The sequence below is a fragment of the Aquimarina litoralis genome, from assembly GCF_019295435.1.
In the GTDB taxonomy this organism is placed as follows: domain Bacteria; phylum Bacteroidota; class Bacteroidia; order Flavobacteriales; family Flavobacteriaceae; genus Aquimarina; species Aquimarina litoralis_A.
Genome location: NZ_WEKL01000018.1, coordinates 1 through 22,212 on the forward strand (window position 1 = coordinate 1; position 22,212 = coordinate 22,212).

Sequence of the window (22,212 nt, forward strand, 5' to 3'; positions counted from 1 at the left end):
CATTTAGACTGGTTTCATCTTTTAAAATGCGAATTATTAGAAATCCGTGGAGAAAAGGAATTAGATGAGAATATTAAAACCATTCTATCTACGATTCATCGTATGGAATCTTTTAAGGAAATTTAGATGTGAAATATATACTTCCGGGTTTGATCATAGTATTAAACTCAGAAGTATATTCACTAGTATTAACAATCTGAATGATCTGGATTACATTCATCTGTAATAGCCATTCTGCACCAAATTACCACAGACGTTTGATTACCTCCTTGGATTGTTTTTTGTTGATCTCTTCCTAATTCCTGATATGAGTTCCTTATTTCTTTTAATGTTTTCATAAGTCCTTAATTATTAAAATAACATCTCTAAAGTTATGTGTTTTCATATGATTATACCTAATTACAATAGGTAGTTAACACTTCAATAACAAGATTTGTTTCTTAAAAAACATACCACAATATCAAAGACATCACTACTCCTGTAATCGCGATCAGTGTTGTCATTACGGTCCAGGAACGAAAGGTTTGCTTTTCTGTCATTCCCAAATACTGACCTACTAACCAAAAACCACTATCATTTACATGAGATAATATTGTTGCTCCAGAAGCTATCGAAATCACAAAGAGTGCGATTTGTGAACTACTAAAATCACCTGCCATAATAATTGGAGAGGTGATCCCTGCTGCTGCAATCATGGCTGTAGTGGCAGAACCTTGTAAAACTCTAATGAGTGCAGCAACAATAAATGCAAATAACAATGGATGGATATATGAACTCTGCAGTGACGATGCTAATAGTTCTCCTGCTTTAGTATCTACTAATATTTGTTTAAAAGCGCCTCCTGCTCCAGTTAACAATATAATAGCTCCTGCAGGTTTAAAAGATTTCATTGAAATTTTCAACAAATCATCTCTTGTAACTCCTCTTTTGATTCCTAAAAAATACCAGGCTATCAAATTGGCTATGATTAATGCTGTAAAAGGATGTCCTAACAAGGTAATTGTATAAATGACTGTTTTTGGAAATTGACTATGATCAAACCAATCTCCTAATAAAACTGTTTTTAAAACAATCAGCACTATCGGAAACATGATAATCCCAATAATTCCAATTGGATTTGGAGTATCATGTACTTCTACATTAGATACTTCCGTTTCTGGGATAGGAAGTATGATTTTCTTTGAAAGATATTTACCCAACATAGGGCCACTAATAATTGCTGCAGGAATTCCTGTTAAAAATCCAAAAACAATTACCCAACCTAGATTTGCACCTAATATATCTGCTACAGCAACAGGTCCTGGTGTTGGTGGAATAAAACTATGAGTAATTGCCAAACCCGCTAATAATGGAATTGCATACAGCAATAAAGATTTCTTTGTTTTTCTAGTGATAGCGTAGACAATTGGAATCAAAATAATAAATGCAACGTCAAAGAAGACAGGAATTGCTATGATAAAACCCGTAATCATTAATGCCCATGAAGCATTCTTTTCTCCTGCTAATTTCAGTATATAATTTGCCAATCCTTGTGCACCGCCAGAATTTTCCAATAATCCCCCAAACAATGCTCCCAATCCCACTACAGTTGCTACAAACCCTAGCGTACCTCCCATTCCGTTCTTAATACTATTAAGCACATCTTCTGCTGGTAATCCTGCTATAATTCCAACAACGATACAAACTATCAATAAAGCAATAAATGCTTGTATTCGAAGCTTGAGAATCATAAAAAGTAAGGCAGCTATTCCTACACCTACTGCAATTAATAGTTGGTAATCCATAATTAATTTTTCCAGTTTGTATGAAAATATTGATCCAGTGGTTTATCCACTCTTTGATAGGTATGTGCCCCAAAATAGTCTCGTTGCGCCTGTATGATATTAGCAGAAGATTGTGAAGAAGTATACCCATAAAAATAGTTAATCGCTGATGAAAGAACGGGCATAGCGATTCCTGCTTTTAATCCAGTACCAACAATTTCAGAAAGAGCATCTATATTTAATTTCATTGTGGTTACTATTTCTGGGAATAATAACAAAGAAGTATCATTTTTCTTGAAAAACAATTGAGAAATTTGTTCCATCAGCATACTTCTGATAATACATCCATTGGTCCATATTCTAGCAATTTCTGAAAGATTTAGCTCCCAATTATGTGTTATGGATGCTTCATTGATTAATTCAAAACCGATATGATGATTAATAATACTAGTTGCAATAAAAGCTTTTTCTAAATGCTCAATAAATGTTGTTTCATTAGAAGAAAATTGTTTCTTGCCTAATTGATATATCTCCGAAGCATGAACTCTCTTTGCCTTTATCCCTGAGACATTACGGGCCATTACCGATTCTGAGATGGTAGGTAAAGAAACTCCTAGCTCTAAGGCAGCAACTGTAGACCATCCTCCTGTTCCTTTTTGTCCCGCTTTATCTAAGATTTTATCAATTAAAAAATCATCCTTTTCTTTTTTTAATAGAAGATCTGAAGTTATTTCTAACAAATAACTTTTTGCACCATTTTGTATCCAACTCTTAAATATATTAGATATTTCAATGGGTGTTTTACCGAGATAAAATCGTAATAACTGATATGTTTCTGCTAAAAGCTGCATTTCTGCATATTCGATACCATTATGTACCATTTTCACAAAATGACCTGATCCATCTGGACCAATATACGTACAGCAACTAAGATTGTTTTTATCTTTTGCAGCAATAGCCTCTAAAAATTTACCAGATCTCTCATAAGCAACTTTAGCACCACCAGGCATAATCGAAGGGCCTTTCAAAGCACCTTCTTCGCCTCCAGATATACCAGTCCCTAAAAAATGAATTCCTTTTTCAGCTAATCTTTCACTTCTTTCTAAAGTAGCTTTATAATGAGAATTTCCTCCATCAATAATACAATCTTCTTTAGATAAAAGAGGTATTAAGGCATCTATCACTAAATCAATCGGTTTTCCAGCATTAACCATAACCATGATAGTCCTTGGTTGTTCTATAGAATCCACGAATTTTTGTAAATCATCAAAACCTAATAGCTGCTTGTATTCAGAATGTTCTGCTACAAATTTTTTAGCTACATCTACTTCAACACCATCTACATGCCTATTATAAACTGAGAGTTTAAAGTTTTTAGATAAAAGGTTTTTAGCTAAACTTTTACCCATAACTCCCAATCCGATCAATCCTATTTCTGATGTATTTATTTTCAATTTTGATGTAATTTCATTTATGATTTGATCAATACTTTTATCAATTTCTATCGAAATACCCTCTTTAGGTTTTTCTAAAGTTTCGAATTGAGAAACCAACATCTCTTTCTTAAAAAAGTGATTTTTCCGTGTTTCTAATCGATTAGCAATTAACTCAAAACTTCCATCTAAAAAAATCCATTTTATATATTTTGAATCTATAGATTGTAAAGTATCTCTATAAGATTCTTTTAAAGCAGAACAAGCTAATACAGCTCCTTCTTTCCTGTTCCAATCGGTAATGTTTTTTGCTAATAATTGTAACCAAGGTTCACGATCTTCATCATCAAGAGGAATCCCATCAGACATTTTTTGAATATTTACTTCTGGATGAAAATCATCAGCATCGTAAAATGGGATATTTAAATACTCTGCTAAAGCCTTTCCTACGCTTGTTTTTCCGCTTCCAGAAACTCCAAATACAATATACACCATAGCATCAAGACTCACAAAAACTAATTTATTCTAATGTAAATTTAAGTTCATTACTTTCGTCCGTAGCGTGTTCTCCTACCCAAAGTTTGAAATCTCCAGGTTCTGTTATCCACTTTTTATCAGGTCCATAAAACGCAACATCATCTGTTGAAAATATAAAGGAAACTTCTTTCGATTCTCCTGGATCTAATGCTATCTTTTCAAACCTAAGCAATTCTTTCACTGGCCTTGTAATACTAGCGAACATATCACGGAAGTATAATTGAACTGTTTCTTTTGATTTTTGATCACCTTCGTTCTTTACGGTTACTTTCACCGTAATCGTATCTCCCATTTTTGGTGTCTCAGTTGAAATAATAGCATTAGAATACGTGAAATTACTGTAGCTTAATCCATAACCAAAGGAATACTCAGGTAAAAATCCAGCATCTAGATAATGTGATGTATTTCCTAATGAACTTTGCCAAGCTCCAATAGGGATAGAGTCCATTTGCACAAATTCTTCAGGAATCACTGGTCTTCCTGTATTTTTGTGATTGTAATGAATTGGTATTTGTCCTACTTCTTTTGGCCAGGTAATTGGTAATTTTCCTGAAGGAGATACCACTCCTGTTATGATATTTTTCAAAGCAGGACCTCCCATGGTTCCTGGATGCCAAGCCATTAGAATAGCATCTACTTTGTCTTTTATATTTTCTAATGTTATCGGTCTACCAGCCATTAAAATCAATACAATAGGTTTTCCTGTTTTATGAAGCTCATTGATCAATTTTTCTTGCGCACCTGGTAAATTAATCTTTGCTCTACTATGCGCCTCTCCCGATAGAATTGCTTCTTCTCCTGCAAAAAATAAAATTACATCGGATGATTTTGCAATGGAAATAGCTTTTTGGAAATTTTCCGTAGATTTATCTCTACTATAAGACAATCCACTCTCGTACTTTACTGAATATTGTTTATCATTTTCAAAAGCCTTCAGTGGCGTAATCGTATGTTCTTTTTCTCCATCAAATGTCCAAGTCCCTAACTGCTCATGCGGAGCATCTGCTAATGGACCAATAATTGCAATTTTTTGTTTTGCGTTTATAGGTAATACTTCATTTTTATTTTTCAGTAATACGGTACTTTCTTCAGCAGCTCTTTGTGCAGATGCTAAATGCTTTTTAGCATATAAAACAGTATCATCTGGATCAAAATATGGATTATCAAACAAGCCTAATCTGAATTTGACACGAAGAATATTCTTTACAATAACATCCAACTCTTTTTCTGAAAACTTCCCTTCTGTTATCAATTCTTTTAAATGATCTTGATAAGCAGTACTTGTCATTTCCATATCTAACATGGCATTTATTGCTTTTTCAGCTGCTTGCTTTTCATTTTTGGCAAATCCATGATTTACCATTTCCTTAATAGAGTTCCAATCACTTACTACGAATCCATCAAAACCCCATTTTTCTCTCAAAATATCTTTAAGAACATAGGAATTTGCAGAAGCTGGTATCCCATTAAGATCATTAAAGCTTGTCATAAAAGTTGCTGAACCAGCATCTACAGCAGCCTTAAAAGGTTTCAAATATACATTATGAAGCAAATTATCATTGATATTAGCAGTATTATAGTCTCTTCCTCCTTCAGCAGCTCCATACCCTATAAAGTGTTTAGCGCAGGCAGCCATACTTGTTGGAGATGCTAAATCTTCTCCTTGAAATCCATTGATATATGCTTTTGCCATTTCACTAGTCAGATAAGGATCTTCACCAGCAGACTCTGCAATTCTTCCCCATCTTGGATCTCTGGAAATATCGAGCATTGGAGCGAAGGTCCATCGTATACCATAGGTACTCGCTTCGATAGCCGCAATTCTAGATCCTTCTTGAACTATTGAAGGATTAAACGAAGCCGCCTGCCCTAGCGGAACGGGGAAAATTGTTTTGAAACCATGGATTACATCTCGTGCAAAAATTAATGGTATCTTACTAGGGCTTTCTTCTACGGCTATTCGTTGTAATTCTTTAGCATCCTCTTTATTCATGATATTAAGAAAAGAACCAATTTGTCCTTTTCTAACAGCATCTTTTAAATCTTTAGGTAATTCTTTTACTCTGCTTGATTTTCCTCTCTGCGCGGTTTGTCCAATTTTCTCTTCTAAGGTCATTTTAGATAATACACTATCAATCTTAGCTTCTATGGGATCAATATTGGTATCACTTCTTTTCACGGTATCATTAGTTTTAGACTTGCAGGATACTACCAAAATAATAATGGCAAACATTACCCAATGTCTATCATAAAATTTCCTTGAAAAAGTGCCCATAGTTTATTTGAATTAGTGTAAAGAAATTGATCTTATTTCAGTAAGAAAACTGTTAAGATTTTGATGACGAATTTATAGATACTTTGTGATAAGAAAAAAGCAAAACAAAGCAATTCAAGGAATGTTAAGAAAGTATATAGAAGTATTATCCTAAATAAAACGACATTTTTTTTGCCAAATTGATACGAATATCAAACAATTCTTGAATTTTATATGTGTTTACAACTTTTTGATAATAATAGCTGTTTAATGTTTTGGTAATAATGAGTTAAAATCTTCAAATACAGATAACAATATGCTTATAATCGGTTAATTATTTTTTAACAGATTCCTAGTTTATTTGTAGGAGTAAGTCATTTTTATGAAGAAACGCACCGTAGACCTCGTTGTTATCTCTGATGTTCATTTGGGAACTTTTGGATGTCATGCAAAAGAATTACTGAACTATTTAAATAGTATCAAACCAAAAGTACTTATCCTTAATGGAGATATCGTAGATATCTGGCAATTTAGAAAACGATATTTCCCAAAACCTCATCTCAAAATCTTAAAGAAGATTATCACACTTGCTTCTAAAGGTACTGAGGTAATTTACATTACAGGTAATCATGATGAGATGTTACGAAAATTTAGTGATACTACTATGGGTAATTTTAAACTGGTAGATAAATTGGTATTAGAACTAGATGGTAAAAAAGCATGGTTTTTTCATGGAGATATTTTTGATGCTTCTATCCAGAATGCTAAATGGTTGGCAAAACTAGGTGGATGGGGATATGATATGCTAATACTACTAAATCAATTTATTAATTGGTTTCTGGTTCGTCTTGGGAGAGAAAAATTTTCTCTTTCCAAAAAAATTAAAAACAGTGTCAAAAAAGCAGTGAAATATATCAATGATTTTGAAGAAGTTGCTGCAGAATTGGCTATTCAGAATAAATATTCATATGTAGTTTGTGGACATATCCATCAACCACAAATGAGAATATATGAAGATAAGAACGGATCATGTTTGTATTTAAATTCTGGAGATTGGATAGAAAATCTTACTTCATTAGAGTATCATGATAAAGAATGGAAACTTGTCCATTACCAGCAACAGCAATTAGAAGCGTATGCCGATGAACTACATGAAGAGATTGAAAATGTTTCTATAGATCTAGAAGGATTACAACCTTCTTTTCTTTTGAATTCATTCATTGAAAAAAAGATCTGATTGCTTACAAAAAAGAATTCACACAATTTCTTAATTACATAACTAAACTTAAAACTTATGAAAACTCTAAAGACAGTGCTACTTTGCACAGTACTTATTCTTGTTGCTTCTTGTCAATATCTAGATGATGTTTCTGGCAGTCCAATATCCGTTCCACCACAATTGGTTTTAGAAGAAAATATACAATATGAACTTCCTTTTGAAGTATTAACCACTACAGAAGAAGGTGTAGAAATTAGAAATGGTGGTTATGGTTCTGCAGCGACTGCTCATCCAAGAAGAAGAGGTGAATTTTATGCGATAACYGATAGAGGTCCTAACACAGATTTTCTAGACGGAAAAAAATTCCCGGTTGCAGATTATACTCCAAGAATTGGATTGTTTGCAGTTACTTCCGATGGTGAAGTTATTTTGAAAAAAGAAATCCTTTTAAAAGACCCTAATGGTAATCCTATTTCTGGGATTCCTAATCCTGAAGGAAAAGGAGCTACCGGAGAGATTCCTTATGACATCGAGGGAAACCAATTACCTTTTGATGATTTTGGATTGGATGCTGAAGGTTTAGTGGCATTACATGATGGTAGTTTTTGGGTATCTGACGAATATGGGCCGCATATAGTTCATTATTCTGCAAATGGTATAGAATTAGAACGTATTTCTCCTTATGGTATTAATGAGGGTAATGGAGGTAGAAAAATTCCTGCGGTTTTTGCGAAGAGAAGACCCAATAGAGGAATGGAAGGATTAGGAATAACACCTGATCAAACAAAATTAATAGGTATTATGCAATCTACGATGTATAATCCTGAACGTATCAGAACTGATCTTACTCGAATTTTAGTATTTGATCTGCGAACTGGAAAGACAAAACAGTACTTATATAGACAAGAAGATGCTAACTTATCCAATTCAGAAATCATTGGATTATCATCTACAGAATTTTTAGTAATTGAACGAGACGGTAAATTTTCTGGAGAAGGCGTTGCACAAAAGCATCTATACAAAATTGATATTTCTAATGCAACAGATGTAAGTTCTGCAAATGACGAAGATGAATTTGGTTTGCTACTAAATGGGAAAACTCTAGAACAATCTACTTGGCCAGAAATTGAGAGTGCAGGAATTGTAACAGTAACTAAAACTTTGGTTGCTGATTTAGTAGAAAAAACAGGATATCCTCATGATAAACTAGAAGGTATTTGGCTAATTGACAACCACACATTAGGCTGCATCAATGATGATGACTTTGCGGTTACAGATGAAGATGATAACGGTGTTATTGAACAAAAGATGCTTCCTGGAAATGAACCAAAAATAGATGCTAGTTCTTTATACATGATCAAATTAGATACGCCATTAAACAATTAAGAAATTTAACCAACTATTCATATCTAAATTAAGTCCCTATTAACTTAATTATAACCAATAAAGCGGAGTAGAAACCATAGTATGCTACTCCGCTTTTTTACTAATTAGTCTAAAAATGATATTGTTCATATGAATTAAGAACATTTATCATCCATAAAATTCCAATACAATTACTATTTCACTTTTTTTGCAGGCATTTTTCTGCCTCCTTGATTTAAGGTTAAACTTTCAACTTTTCCATCATCTGCTTTGTTAAATGTAATCTCTGCTGGTACTACTTTTAAGAAAAAATGACTTTCAGTTTCTGCAAAAATTTCAAATTTGGGCTGTCCCGTAGCAGTAGCAAATATGGAACTTCCTTCTACAGTAATTTCTATGAAGAAATTCGGTTGTAATTCATAAGTACCTATATAGGTTTTTAAAATATCTGCGGCTATCGCAATTACCTTTCTTTCAGCTGGTGGCGCTTTGTCAATTCCTTTTCCGGTAAAGCTTTCACTAGATGTTTTAAAAACAGTTTGACGCTTTCCTTCTTTAGTTAATGAAAACGTATATGAAATCGTTCCATCATCAAAAATAAACGATCCATCTTTCATAGGATAAATTTCAAACTCTCTAGAATTTTCTCCTTCTCTAAGACTATATAGCTTGCCTTCTTTTAATTTAATATGACGTATTACACCATCATTAAATTCATACGCACCTACCCATTTTTTTAATGTTGTTTCTGCTACCGAAATTGCATCTTTCTTATTAGGAATTGGCTTTCCTATTACCATTGCAGCTACTTTTCTAGTCACATCTCCAACATCCTTACAATTACAATTAGTAAGACCTATTACATATACATTTTCGTCTTCAAGAAAAATACCATTTGTAGTATATCCAAAAATTCCACCACTGTGTTCATATCCTTTAGCTCCTTGTAACTTTGTTTTACCCCAACCATAACCATAGTTAATCTCTTCACCACTATTTAACTTAGATCCGTAAATCGCTTTTTCTAAACTTGTTCTCTTAATAAAGGTATTAGCGCTAATAGCATTTTGCCATTTTAATAGATCATCTACCGTAGACATTAGCGATCCTGCAGCATATGGTAATGTTAAACTTAAATAATCTGCATTCAGAAAAGAATCTTTATCCTGTTTGTATCCAGCAGCTCTATTTTTGATCAACTGACTCATTTTACCATAATAGGAATCTTTCATGCCTATCTTTTCAAAAATGTTCTTTTCTATGAAGTTTTCGTAAGTATCTTTTGTAATCACTTCTATAATATATCCCAATAGAATATATCCAGAATTATTGTATCTAAATTCTTCTCCTGGATCAAAATCCATAGGTTCATTTTTAAATACATCGATCAATTCAGTAGGTGTCATATCCTTTCTGGTTAACTCCAAAAAGTTTTGCATTCCTGTATAACTTTTTATTCCTGAAGTATGATTTAGCAAGTGGTGAATCGTTATTTTCTTTCCTTTTGTTGGGTAATCAGGAATGTATTTGGTGATATCATCTTCAATTTTTAATTTTCCTTGTTCTTCTAACATAAGAATAGCAACCGCAGTAAATTGTTTGGTAATAGATCCTATTTCGAATACATTTTCTGGTTTTAAAGGAACATCTAATTCTAAATTTGCTTTCCCAAAGGCTTTACGATAAACCACTTTTCCATCTTTGGCTGCAAGAATTGAAATACCTGGTTCATTTTCAACATAAGCCTCAGAAACAATATCATCGATTTGTTTTTCTAAGTTTTGGGCATTTATAGAAAATGTAGTACATACATATAATACTACTAAGGCTGTAATTTTTTGAAATGATTTCATGTGATTCGTATTTTGATTGATTAAGCTTACTTTTTAATAGGTTGTTGTTATTGTATGACGATCAATTAAAAAATAAGTTACCAAAAAGTTCAAAAAAATTAACCCTAAAGACCTAAAGCCTTTAGGGTTATACAAACTAACTAACCAGAAATTAAACGATACCTTAAGATTCGATCTCAATTTCTACCTTACAATCTTTTAATTCTACGCATCCTCCCCATTTTTCACATGAAAATCCGAATAAACTTTCACCTTCTTGTTTAGAAGTTGCACGACATTTTATTTTTACTTTGATTTTCAATTTTCTTATTTCCAGTAATCCGTCTAGTCTTTCTTCGTACTTAAATTGTTCATTTGTTGCTAATTTTGCTTCTAAAACATCTATTTGTTCAGAGATTACTTGTGCAGTATAGATACCATCTCCTTTCTCCGCGTCGAAGCCTTCTCCATTATCCACAAAACTTTTTCCATCAACATCATAAGCATCTAAAGCTTTGTAATCACTATCAAAACGTACCACTTCTACGGTTTGGATTTTTCTTTCTGCTAAAATGGAGTCTGTGTTGATTAAGAATGCTACGGATTCATTTAATAATTTTCTTTGTTCTCTTAATTCTTCCGCTTCTAAAGCAGCTGGATCAATAACTTCATCATCTTTAGCACATCCTATAAGTGTAACTACAACTAAGAATAGTACTACATTGTTTAAAATTAGATTTTTCATTGTTTTAAGTTTTTAGGTTTTTACACCCCTATATCAACAACAAAAAAAATTGTTACCCTATAAACACAAAAAAGTTTTTGTACGTATGCTGTTTAATGCACAATACAAAAACTTTTAGCTTATTCATTTATAAGGATGCTACTCCTCTTCTTCTACTCCAATAAAACCTGGTGCTACCGGAACACTGTCATCGATTTCTACTTCTTCTACTGTTTGAATTGAATCACGAAGTGCTTTAAATCTTTCTAGTTGCTCTTCTTCTCCTGTAAAATAAGGAAACACATCCATAATTGGAGATTCAGCAATTGCTGGGATTGTATAATCTCCCATGGTACCTTTCATTACACTATTTGTATTATCGAAGGCTTCTTTTACGTCATTTGCTTGTACTAATAAGTACATATTTGTTTTTCTCTCTTTTCCGCTTTCCTCATCGTAAGCGATTAAAGATACTTTAGATTTAAACCAACGATCCGAATTTTCAAATGGATGGATTTCAGCAAAATTTGCAACCTTAATGTTTGTGATGATAAATTCTTCACTTACATACGCAGACATTTCTTCATTAATTCTAGTTTCTGCTTCTGTATATGATACGGCATCCACCAAATAAGGTTCTGTAGTAACCTTCTGAACACCAGAATCATTTATTTTTCTATACTTTACTTTGCATTCATACCAAGTAGCACTCATATTTTCATTTTTTAGGATGCCAAATATAAATTTTAAAAAAAATTCTTGATACGATTTTTAGTATTAGATATTCACAATTTTAAAAAATACTGATTATCAAACTATTAAACCAAAACACTTCTCAAAATACTGATTGGATGTTCTGCAATACGCTCTGTCCCATCTTTTATTTGATGTCTACAACTAGTCCCTACTGCAGCAATAACAGTATTTACTGGAGCTTTTCTTATAGCAGGAAACAAGGTTTGCTCACCAATTTGCATACTTACGTCATAATGTTCTTTTTCATATCCGAAAGATCCTGCCATACCACAACAACCTGATGGAATAATAGTTACTTTAAAGTTTTCAGGAAGATTTAAGTATACAAAGGTTGTTTGAATATTGGATAAGGCTTTTTGATGACAATGTCCATGTAACTTAATCACCTTCTCTTCATCAGTAAATTGATTCTTGGTAATATTTCCTAATTCAATTTCGGATTTCAGAAATTCATCAATGAGAAAAACGTTTTGTGAGAGTTCTTTCGCTTCTTCCCTATTATCTGTTAATCGTAAATACTCATCTCTAAACGTTAATATAGCGGAGGGTTCTAAACCTATCAAAGGCATTTCTTTAGAAATTAGCCCTTTAAAGAAACTGACATTATGATTAGCTAATTCTTTGGCTTGCTTTAATAATCCTTTAGATATAAATGCTCTTCCACTTTCTTTATGATTAGCGATTTGTATTTTATACCCTAAACCTGTTAATAGCTCTAGAGCGTCAATTCCTATTGAAGTATCCAAATGATCCGTAAACTCATCAATAAAAAAGTATACTGTTTTTATTGGATTTTTGGGTTGTAATGATTCTAGGTTATGATAGCACCATTTTCTCAGAGACTGTTTACTTAATTGTGGTAATTCTCTTTTCTTAGCTATTCCCAAAGCAGATTTAAGTATACCAGAAGTTACTTTATTCTTGAAAAAGAAGTTGGTAAGTCCAGTAGAAATTCTACCTACATCATTTAACTTATTGTTATAAGCAAATAGTTTTGTTCGCAATGAAACACCGTTGGACTTTTGATATTGATACTCAAACTCTGCCTTTAATGAAGCTATATCTACATTAGAAGGACATTCTGAAGAACATCCTTTACAACTTATACATAAATCAAAAACTTCTTTTAATTCCTTCTTATCGAATTTATTGACATTAGTATTATTGGTAAGTACTTCTCTCAAAGCATTAGCTCTACCTCTAGTGGTATCTTTTTCATTTTTTGTCGCCCTATAACTTGGACACATAGTTCCTCCAGCTTCTATTGATTTTCGACAATCTCCACTTCCGTTACATTTTTCGGTTGCACGAAGAATACCTAACGAATCCGTAAAATCTAATAAGGTTTCTATTTCTGGTTCTTTTCTATCAATCTCATAACGCAACTGCTCATCCATAGGAAATGCATCCACAATTTTTCCGGGATTAAAAATATGATTTGGATCAAAAGCTCTTTTTATTCGCTTTAATATTTCATAATTGTCCTCGCCGATCATAAATGGAATATATCCAGCTCTTACGATTCCATCACCGTGTTCGCCACTCATAGATCCATTATATTTCTTGACCAAAGCAGCTACATCATCCGTTATTTTTTTGAACAGCACAACATCAGACTTCTTTTTAAGATCCAAAATAGGTCGTAAATGTAATTCTCCTGCTCCGGCATGCGCATAATACACGGCTTCTTGGTCGTATTTCTTCATCAAATCAGTAAATTCTGAAATATAACTTGCTAAATCAGGAAGTGCTACCGCGGTATCTTCGATACAAGCTACAGCCTTTTTATCTCCAACAATATTACCTAGTAGTCCTAATCCTGCTTTTCGCAATTCTAGTGCCTGATGTATTTCATTACCAGATAAAATAGGATCTGCATATGATAATTTGGATTTTTTTATGGTATGTAGAAGTGCCGACTTTTGTTTTTTAAGATTTTCTAAATTATCAGCTCTCAATTCTAACAGTAAAATTGCTTCTGGATCACCTTCTATAAAAAAGCGATTTTTAAGCTGTTCTACATTATTCTTTGTGCAATCCAAAATTGTTTTATCCATCATTTCGCAAGTAAATAATGAATGTTTCATAACTGGAGCTACCGCTAATAAACAATCTTCAATAGAGTGAAAATGTGATGCAATCATTAAAGATTCTTCTGGAGGTAGTTCATCAAGCTGTAGAGTTATTTGAGTAGTAAATGCTAATGTTCCTTCACTACCTGAAAGTAAACTACACATATTAAAATCCCTATTCTTATCAGAAAATACATTTGACTGAATCAATTCATCTATTGCATATCCCGTATTACGTCTATGAATATCCGGTTTTGGGAAGTTTTCTACTATATTTTCCTGTACTTTTATTGGAGATAGCTCTTCATACAAAGCTTTGTATATTGTACCCTCCAATGTATTTTCTTTTGTCTTTTGTTCAAATTCTTCTTTTGACAGATTGGAAAAAATTGCTTCACTACCATCTGATAAAAGTGTCTGTAATTCTATTACTTTATCTCTAGTAACTCCATATTGAATAGAGGTAGTTCCACTACTGTTATTTCCGACCATTCCACCGATCATACATCGATTGGATGTTGATGTATTAGGGCCAAAAAAAAGTCCATACGGTTTCAAAAATCTATTGAGATCATCTCTAATAACTCCAGGTTGTACAGTAACCGTTTTTTTCAATGTATCTACTGAAATGATCTTAGTAAAATGTTTAGATACATCAACGACAATTCCATCACCAACACATTGCCCTGCTAAAGAAGTTCCAGCTGTCCTAGGAATTAAACCACATTTTTTATCATTGGCAAACTTGATGATTTTTTGTAAATCTTCTATATGCTTGGGAAAAGTAACAGCAGTGGGAATTCTTCTATAAACAGATGCATCGGTGGCATATAACGACTTTGTTAGCGCATCAAAAGCTAATTCTCCTTCTAACTTGTCTTTTAAAGTATTTAGGTCTTCTGCTAATATCATGCTTGTTTTCCCTTTACCAATGAATCTAAAGTGATTTGTCTTTTAAAGTTTGTGTCAAAACAAATAAAACTATCCGTACCCGCTACTCCTTCAATCTGATGTACCTGTTCATATAAGATGTTTCTTAGATGATGGTTATCATAAGCAAAGATTAGAATAAAAAGAGCATAGTTCCCAGACACATAATTACATTCTAAAATCTCCGGTATCTTGGCAAGATCGTCTACAACGGATTTAGCGTACCTGGCTTCCTTCAATCGAATCCCTACATAGGATTTTGTTTTGTATCCAATCCGTTTTTCATCAATAACAAACTCTGCTTTATCAATTACCTCATTTTCCTTTAACTTTCTAATTCTCTGATGTACTAATGAATTAGAAATTTTTAGTTCTTCAGCGATTTGAGAAAATGGTTTTCTAGCATCCTTCCGGATTTGCAGTAAAATTTGTTGGTCGATATAATCAAAATGATTCATAATCATTAGAATTTTAAAAGATCTCTACTTATACAAAGAACCCACTTTGGAAGTAAAATCAATTTGACATAAAAGAATTTAACTAACAGTTAAATCAATTCTATTTATTAATAAAACTAGTCAAATGTAGTACTTTTACATCAAAAATAAACAGATAAAAAATGAATTCTACACTTTTTTTCTCAGCACTATGGAAACAATATGCAAGTAAAACGCCTTCTGCATATAAAGTAAGGTCATTATTAGAAGAAGCTAACGAAACCGTTTATAATGATCATATCGCCATTAGAACTTTCGATGATTCTAGAACTGATATAGAAGTAATCGCCAAACCTTTTTTGTCGATGGGATATACAGAAATGGGTGAATATCATTTTGAAGCTAAAAAATTATATGCTAAACATTATGAAAATTTAGAAAACCCTGATGCTCCTAAAATTTTCATTAGCCAATTATTGACTAAACATTTCTCTGCAGAACTACAATCGACAGTTAAAGATTTACTAGATTCTTGTAATCAAGAAATTTTTAATCAGGAAGATTTAATCTTAAGAGGTCGCGTATGGGAGACTCCTTCTTATGAAGTATACCAATCTTTACAATCAGAATCAGAATATGCCGCATGGATGTATGTGAATGGATTCTGCTCCAATCATTTTACCGTAGATGTAAATAAACTTAGAGGTTTTTCTAATTTAGAAAGTCTGAATGAATTTCTAAAAGAGAATAGTTTTGTCATGAATACATCTGGTGGAGAAATCAAAGGTACTCCAGAACAACTTTTAGAACAATCTAGCATTCTCGCTGATAAAATCGAGATGGAGTTTATCGAAGGAACTCAAGAGGTAACTTCTTGTTACTATGAATTTGCTTATCGTTACCAACAAGAAAATGGAAGTTTATTTAAAGGGTTCATTGCTAATTCTGCTGATAAGATTTTCGAAAGTACGGATATGAAACTTCAGAAGGTATAATTGATGATACTATCCTAAATTTTAAAACTTAAATTAACAAAATCTTAAGCAATGTTCTTACATTAAAATGAYGTATCCACCGTTATATGGGATATTAACAAAAAACAAATTCATAATGACGAAGCGTATTTTTATCTCTTTTATAGTAGTGGTAGCTTCTATTTTTACAGCAAAAGCTCAAGATGTTCCTGAGCATGCGATTGGTTTACGATTAAGTGAAAGTGACGGTTTTTGGGCTGAAGCTTCTTACCAAGCCGGATTAAACTCTGATTCCAGAATCGAATTAGATCTTGGTGTTCAAGGAAGAAACCGTTTTAATGCTTTGAAGCTTACAGGAATGTATCACTGGGTATTCAATATCGATGGAGGTCTTAATTGGTATGTAGGTCCTGGAATTGGTGGTGGATTAGTAGATTTTGATAATGATTTAGACAACCGAGATGATTTAGAAACTTTTGGTTTTGTTACTGGTGATGTTGGTGTCGAGTATCATTTTGACTTTCCATTACTCATTTCTATTGATTTTAGACCTGAAATTTACTTTGATGATCTTACCGATGATGATATCATATTTAACTTAGGAGTAAGTGCACGTTATAAGTTTTAAAAAAAATAAATTTTAAAACCCTTGTAAACCCTGAACAATTTGTTCGGGGTTTATTTTTTTACATCAAAATGTTAACCTTTCTATTCAATAGGATACAAAAGATAAATTTTAAAAAAACCTTTTAATCATGAAAAAATTATTTTTTGTCTTATTTCTAATTATTACAAGTATTCACTCAAATGCTCAGGATATTCCACAAAATGCAATTGGTATAAGACTATCTGAAGGTGTTGTTGGTGATGAGGGATTTGGTCCAGAAATCACATATCAAAGACAATTATTTGGAGAACATAATAGAATAGATATTAATTTAAGTTGGAGAACCAATTCTTTCATTAATACCTATCGTGGTGGTGGATATTTTCATTGGAGTTATAATATTTGGGATAACTTAAATTGGTTCGCTGGTCCTGGCGTTGGTGCTGGATACATAGATTTCAAAACGAATTTTTTCGGTATTGGAATATCTAGTGAAAGAGACGGTGAATTCTTTCCGTATGTAGGAGCCGATTTCGGCGTTGACTACCGTTTTGACTTTCCATTACAAGTAGCATTCAGTATACGTCCAACCTATGATATTCATAATATAGAGAATGCTGCAGGAGTGAATGATGTAGATAACTTTGGTGTAAATGTAGGGATCGCCGCTAGATATACATTTTAAAAATATAAGATCAATTGATTTGATTTTTGTTTAGTTGTAAAGCACTATTGCCTTTAGTAATAGTGCTTTCTTATACAGTAGCTAAGGCATTTTCGTATAACTCTACATATATTGGAACTATATTATCGATATCAAATTTTAAAGCTTGCTGAAAAGCTCCATCTTTGAATTTCTGTAGATTTTTATCATCCTTAAGAATTCGTATGGCATTTTGAGACATTTCTTGAATATCACCTACGTCACTTAAATAACCAGAAACCCCATCTTCATTTACTTCAGGAATACCTCCTGCATTACTAGATATCACCGGAACTTTATTCACCATTGCTTCAAGTGCAGCTAAACCAAAACTTTCACGTTCAGAAGGAAGTAAAAACAAATCGGAGAAGCATAATATTTTGTCTATTTCATTGCTATTACCTAAAAAGATCAACTTATCCTTAATTCCTAGATCTTTACATTTTTTTTCTGCTGATTCGCGTTCTGGCCCATCACCGACCATCAATAATTTAGATGGAATTTCTTTCTGAACATTATAAAATATATCTACAATATCCATAATTCTTTTCACTGGTCTAAAATTACTAATATGAGTTACTATTCGCTCCTCTGGAGTTGCCATCAATTCTCTTTGACAATCGGTAAAATCAGTTTTGCGCACACTGGCGTCAATAAAATTAGGAACTACTTCTATTTTTTTCTTAATATCAAAAAGTCTAAGCGTATCTTCTTTTAAACTAGCAGAAACAGAAGTTACAATATCACTATTATTGATACTAAAAGTAACCGCTGGTTTATAAAATGGATGATTCCCCACAAGAGTGATATCCGTACCGTGTAAAGTAGTTACCATAGGAATATGAATTCCTTCTTCTTCTAGGATTTCTTTAGCCATGTATCCTGCATACGCATGAGGTATTGCATAATGTACATGTAATAGTTCTATATTATATTTTTTAACCGTATTTACTAGTTTACTAGAAAGCGCTAATTCATACGGTTGGTAATGAAAAAGTGGGTATTCTGGGACAGTAACTTCATGAAAATGAATATTTGGATTTAGCAATTCTAACCTTACTGGCTGCTTATACGTTACAAAGTGTACTTGGTGGTTTAACTTCGCAAGAGCAATTCCTAATTCTGTAGCAACTACTCCACTACCTCCAAAAGTTGGGTAACAAACAATAGCAATATTCATCTATGTATTTTATTTTTAATATAGGTTGGATGGAATTCGCCGATAAATCTAGAGACTATGTATCTCTTATAAAATATTAGGGCGTATTTCATAAATACAATTTTCTTTACGCTGCACAATGTACAAGAAAATTAGTATTGCTCATTGTTAAAAGAGTTGTAAAAAAGTTATTCCACCCGATTTAATATCAGTTCTACCGGGCTAACTTTGGAAACTTTAAATTTCTTTTCCCTACTATTTTTATAATCAATAACGATCAATAATTGCGTATTAGGATCGTACTTCCATATATCCTGATTTCTAAAATCATTAGAAAAATATCTTCTATTATCATTTCCACACCGACGTTTAGGTAAGCTTATTTTAAAAGGTTGTAGCCTTCTTTTACCTGTGTATTCTCCAATAAAAAAACTAACTCCATATCCATTATAACCCTTCTTACTTTCTAATTTATTAAGATAAATATCAGGAAAATGTTCATTTGATTTTTCCATACTCCAATCTCCTATGAAATCATCCATAGTTAATGAACTTTGTTGAGAAAAAGTCATACTAGCTACACATAAGAAAAATAGTATATGAAGTTTATTCAGCATTGGTTTAATATTTATGGAAATGTATCAAACAATATGCCCAAATAATGAATAGAAACAGGTTATTCTATTTTTGTGATAATAATGTTCCCAGAAGGTAATTTATGAAGTAAAAATAACGTATGTCCGAAAATATGATTAGCAGATACTTCTAAAACACCTTCACTCTCATCATAAGAAATCGGTGTTATTTGTTTGCCATATGCCTTATTGTACATCCGTCTATGATCATTACCACACCAAGCTCCTTTAACATCATAGCTTTTGTTTATTCCTTCTTTGGATATAGTAATTTTTGCATCAGTTACTATTGCTCTTTTTTTATATACTTCGGTATAAGCATAAAGAATATATTCTCTTATTTCAGAATGTAGATCTTTAATTAGTAACTGCCATTCTCCATATAACTCTTCTTTAGCAGGAATTTGATTTTGAGCAGATAAAGATAATGTAGATAGCATTAAAGCTATAAAAGTAATCGTCGTTCGCATGAATTAAATTTAACGCATTAGCATCAAAACATATGCCTAAAAACAAAAAAAGCAGATCATAAGCCGGATTCTGTAATCCACCTTAGGCGGACTCCTTATCATTTATCTAGTTCCAAAATTACTTTTAGAATCCAACCGCCTACCCTCCAACATTGGGCGTGCAACCCTTAAGCGTTGGTATACATGGCGTTGCACCGCATAGAGTTTACCTGATTTCACTACAGCATTACCTGTACATTCTTTCTGCTGCACTTGTCCTCGTCTCACGACGGACGGGCGTTACCCGCTATGCTGCACTATGGTGTCCGGACTTTCCTCTCTCCGCCAAAACGGACAGCGATAAGGTGATCTGCTTGCCGCAAAAATAGAATAATTAAAAATTTTGAATCCTCAATTCTTAATCTTTTTTGATCTGTTAATAACTCGGTATAAAAACCAAATTGTGCAATTCTTTATTTCCAATCTATTTTTAACTTTGTACCGATGGAACACTTTATCGTATCAGCACGTAAATACAGACCCCAAACGTTTAAGGATGTTGTGGGTCAACAGGCTATTACCAATACGTTACTGAATGCTATAGAAAATAACCATCTTGCTCAAGCTTTATTATTTACTGGTCCACGTGGTGTTGGTAAAACATCTTGTGCTAGAATACTTGCAAAGACGATCAACCAACAAGGCCATGAAAACCCTGATGAAGATTTTGCATTTAATATTTTCGAGCTTGATGCTGCCTCCAACAACTCGGTGGATGATATAAGAAATCTAATTGATCAGGTTAGAATACCTCCTCAGGTAGGTACTTATAAAGTATATATTATAGATGAGGTTCATATGCTTTCTCAAGCCGCTTTTAATGCTTTCTTAAAAACATTAGAAGAGCCTCCTAAGCATGCTATTTTTATTCTTGCTACAACTGAGAAGCATAAAATTATCCCTACCATACTATCAAGATGTCAAATATTTGACTTTAAAAGAATTACGGTTACAGATGCTAAACATCATTTGATGCAAGTTGCCGAACAAGAAGGTATAGTAGCAGATGAAGATGCACTGCAAATTATTGCTCAAAAGGCAGATGGCGCTATGCGTGATGCACTTTCTATATTTGATAGAGTGGTAAGTTTTAGTGGAAAAAACCTAACACGACAGGCAGTTACTGAAAACCTTAATGTTTTAGATTACGAAACCTATTTTAAGACTACAGATCTTATTTTAGAAAATAACATTCCGCAGTTATTACTAGAATTTAATGAAATTCTATCTAAAGGTTTTGACGGGCATCATTTTATTGCTGGATTAGCATCGCATTTTAGAGATCTTTTGGTTTGTAAAAATCAAGCAACTATAAATCTATTAGAAGTAGGAGAGCAAACCAAAGCTAAGTACTTAGAACAATCTCAAAAATCACCGCATCCTTTTCTTATCAAGGGTATAGAACTTGCTAACGATTGTGATCTAAAATATAAAACAAGTCGAAATCAACGATTACTGGTTGAACTTTGTTTAATGCAACTTGCCTCTGTACTTACTAAAGACGGAGAAAAAAAAAATGACAAGCCCTACATAATACCACCTAGTTATTTTAAGGAAAAAGGAATTGAACCGGTAAAAATATCTCAGGAACAAAAGCAAAAGGCTGACGAAAAGAATACCCAACAAAATACTGACAGTACCCCAACTCCTACTGTTATTAAAGAAGTTTCTGAAACTCCTATTACGAATGATCAAAGTAATACTGTAACTCAGAATACTATTTCGGAACCTAAAAGAATTCCAGATACTACTACTTCTGAAAACAAACCTCTTATAAAACAAAGGCAAAGAGGAACTTCCGGATTATCCCTAAGTAGTATCAAAAGAAAGAAAGAGCATGAAGAGAAAAAGGTAGATACTATAGTAGACCCTAAGAATTTACCTAGTGATGATTTCACAGAAGCGCAAATGCAAACCTGTTGGGAAGAATATGGAAAAATGCAGGACAAAAAAGGAGAGCGAATTATTGGTTCTATGTTTGCTATGAACATACCAACACTAAAAGATGGTAAAATTCATTTAGAATTACCAAATAATTCTATGAAAGCTGATATGGAAAGTGCGCTTCCTGGATTATTCCAGTTTTTATACAAAAAACTAAATAATTATAGTGTTGCTCTTGATATTCATGTAAATGAAGAAGCTTCTAAAAAATACGCTTTTACGCCTCAGGATAAATATGAAAAGCTTCGTGAAAAGAATCCTCTTATTGATAAACTAAGGTCTGATTTTGATTTGGATATATAAAGACGAATTAGTTTTACAACATTGAAAATACTAATTTTGTAGTATAATTGAGAACG

18 protein-coding genes and 1 other RNA gene are annotated in these 22,212 nt (G+C 32.8%); 6 read left to right on the forward strand and 13 right to left on the reverse strand.

Annotation, left to right across the window (positions count from 1 at the left end; translation table 11 throughout):
- Nucleotides 1-188: 188 nt before the first annotated feature.
- From GBO31_RS11170 to bglX, 4 genes are all read right to left on the reverse strand, one after another.
- Entirely contained in the window at nt 189-338 is a 150-nt protein-coding gene (locus GBO31_RS11170; protein ID WP_219008427.1) for a hypothetical protein, read from the reverse strand.
- Between the two features lie 102 nt (nt 339-440).
- Nucleotides 441-1,784, reverse strand: a complete 1,344-nt coding sequence (locus GBO31_RS11175; RefSeq protein WP_219008428.1) for a GntP family permease — start codon at nt 1,782-1,784, stop codon at nt 441-443.
- 2 nt (nt 1,785-1,786) lie between these two features.
- Nucleotides 1,787-3,706 carry an NADP-dependent phosphogluconate dehydrogenase gene (gene gndA, locus GBO31_RS11180; protein WP_343211310.1) on the reverse strand — a complete coding sequence of 640 codons (1,920 nt, stop codon included), beginning with the start codon at nt 3,704-3,706 and terminating at the stop codon, nt 1,787-1,789.
- 10 nt (nt 3,707-3,716) lie between these two features.
- Nucleotides 3,717-6,008 carry a beta-glucosidase BglX gene (bglX, locus tag GBO31_RS11185; protein WP_219008429.1) on the reverse strand — a complete coding sequence of 764 codons (2,292 nt, stop codon included), beginning with the start codon at nt 6,006-6,008 and terminating at the stop codon, nt 3,717-3,719.
- A 361-nt stretch (nt 6,009-6,369) separates the two neighbouring features.
- Between bglX and GBO31_RS11190 the strand changes: the two genes are divergently transcribed.
- Both GBO31_RS11190 and GBO31_RS11195 read left to right on the forward strand, forming a co-directional pair.
- Nucleotides 6,370-7,224 carry a UDP-2,3-diacylglucosamine diphosphatase gene (locus GBO31_RS11190; RefSeq protein WP_219008430.1) on the forward strand — a complete coding sequence of 285 codons (855 nt, stop codon included), beginning with the start codon at nt 6,370-6,372 and terminating at the stop codon, nt 7,222-7,224.
- 57 nt (nt 7,225-7,281) lie between these two features.
- Nucleotides 7,282-8,592 carry an esterase-like activity of phytase family protein gene (locus GBO31_RS11195; protein WP_219008431.1) on the forward strand — a complete coding sequence of 437 codons (1,311 nt, stop codon included), beginning with the start codon at nt 7,282-7,284 and terminating at the stop codon, nt 8,590-8,592.
- 173 nt (nt 8,593-8,765) lie between these two features.
- Here the strand turns inward: GBO31_RS11195 and GBO31_RS11200 are convergent, their stop codons facing one another.
- The 5 genes from GBO31_RS11200 to GBO31_RS11220 form a co-directional block, all read right to left on the reverse strand.
- Nucleotides 8,766-10,424, reverse strand: coding sequence for a serine hydrolase (locus GBO31_RS11200; RefSeq protein WP_219008432.1), 1,659 nt, complete (start codon nt 10,422-10,424; stop codon nt 8,766-8,768).
- A 163-nt stretch (nt 10,425-10,587) separates the two neighbouring features.
- On the reverse strand, nt 10,588-11,148 hold the full coding sequence (locus GBO31_RS11205) for a hypothetical protein (RefSeq protein ID WP_219008433.1): 561 nt from the start codon (nt 11,146-11,148) through the stop codon (nt 10,588-10,590).
- Between the two features lie 138 nt (nt 11,149-11,286).
- Nucleotides 11,287-11,841: a DUF4494 domain-containing protein gene (locus GBO31_RS11210; protein WP_219008434.1), complete on the reverse strand. Its 555-nt coding sequence runs from the start codon at nt 11,839-11,841 to the stop codon at nt 11,287-11,289.
- Between the two features lie 104 nt (nt 11,842-11,945).
- On the reverse strand, nt 11,946-14,867 hold the full coding sequence (locus GBO31_RS11215) for an FAD-binding and (Fe-S)-binding domain-containing protein (protein WP_219008435.1): 2,922 nt from the start codon (nt 14,865-14,867) through the stop codon (nt 11,946-11,948).
- Nucleotides 14,864-15,343, reverse strand: a complete 480-nt coding sequence (locus GBO31_RS11220) for an Lrp/AsnC family transcriptional regulator (RefSeq protein WP_219008436.1) — start codon at nt 15,341-15,343, stop codon at nt 14,864-14,866. Before GBO31_RS11220 ends, GBO31_RS11215 begins: the two co-directional genes overlap by 4 nt.
- 161 nt (nt 15,344-15,504) lie before the next feature.
- Here GBO31_RS11220 and GBO31_RS11225 point away from each other — a divergent pair, with 161 nt between their 5' ends.
- The 3 genes from GBO31_RS11225 (at nt 15,505) to GBO31_RS11235 (ending at nt 17,588) form a co-directional block, all read left to right on the forward strand.
- A complete protein-coding gene (locus tag GBO31_RS11225; RefSeq protein WP_219008437.1) occupies nt 15,505-16,317 on the forward strand; it encodes a DUF1338 domain-containing protein in 813 nt (270 codons plus the stop codon).
- Nucleotides 16,318-16,432: 115 nt separating this feature from the next.
- Entirely contained in the window at nt 16,433-16,924 is a 492-nt protein-coding gene (locus GBO31_RS11230) for a hypothetical protein (protein WP_219008438.1), read from the forward strand.
- A 127-nt stretch (nt 16,925-17,051) separates the two neighbouring features.
- Complete coding sequence (locus GBO31_RS11235; protein WP_219008439.1) at nt 17,052-17,588, forward strand: hypothetical protein; 537 nt, start codon at nt 17,052-17,054, stop codon at nt 17,586-17,588.
- A gap of 70 nt (nt 17,589-17,658) precedes the next feature.
- Here GBO31_RS11235 and bshA read toward each other — a convergent pair whose 3' ends face one another.
- The 4 genes from bshA to rnpB form a co-directional block, all read right to left on the reverse strand.
- The gene (gene bshA / locus GBO31_RS11240; RefSeq protein WP_219008440.1) at nt 17,659-18,786 is read right to left on the reverse strand and encodes an N-acetyl-alpha-D-glucosaminyl L-malate synthase BshA; all 1,128 of its coding nucleotides are present in this window, start codon (nt 18,784-18,786) and stop codon (nt 17,659-17,661) included.
- A 167-nt stretch (nt 18,787-18,953) separates the two neighbouring features.
- Complete coding sequence (locus GBO31_RS11245; protein ID WP_219008441.1) at nt 18,954-19,382, reverse strand: hypothetical protein; 429 nt, start codon at nt 19,380-19,382, stop codon at nt 18,954-18,956.
- Between the two features lie 59 nt (nt 19,383-19,441).
- On the reverse strand, nt 19,442-19,870 hold the full coding sequence (locus tag GBO31_RS11250; protein ID WP_219008442.1) for a hypothetical protein: 429 nt from the start codon (nt 19,868-19,870) through the stop codon (nt 19,442-19,444).
- A gap of 44 nt (nt 19,871-19,914) precedes the next feature.
- Nucleotides 19,915-20,226, reverse strand: an RNA gene (rnpB, locus tag GBO31_RS11255) — RNase P RNA component class A.
- A 127-nt stretch (nt 20,227-20,353) separates the two neighbouring features.
- Between rnpB and GBO31_RS11260 the strand changes: the two genes are divergently transcribed.
- Complete coding sequence (locus GBO31_RS11260) at nt 20,354-22,156, forward strand: DNA polymerase III subunit gamma/tau (protein ID WP_219008443.1); 1,803 nt, start codon at nt 20,354-20,356, stop codon at nt 22,154-22,156.
- Nucleotides 22,157-22,212: the final 56 nt, after the last annotated feature.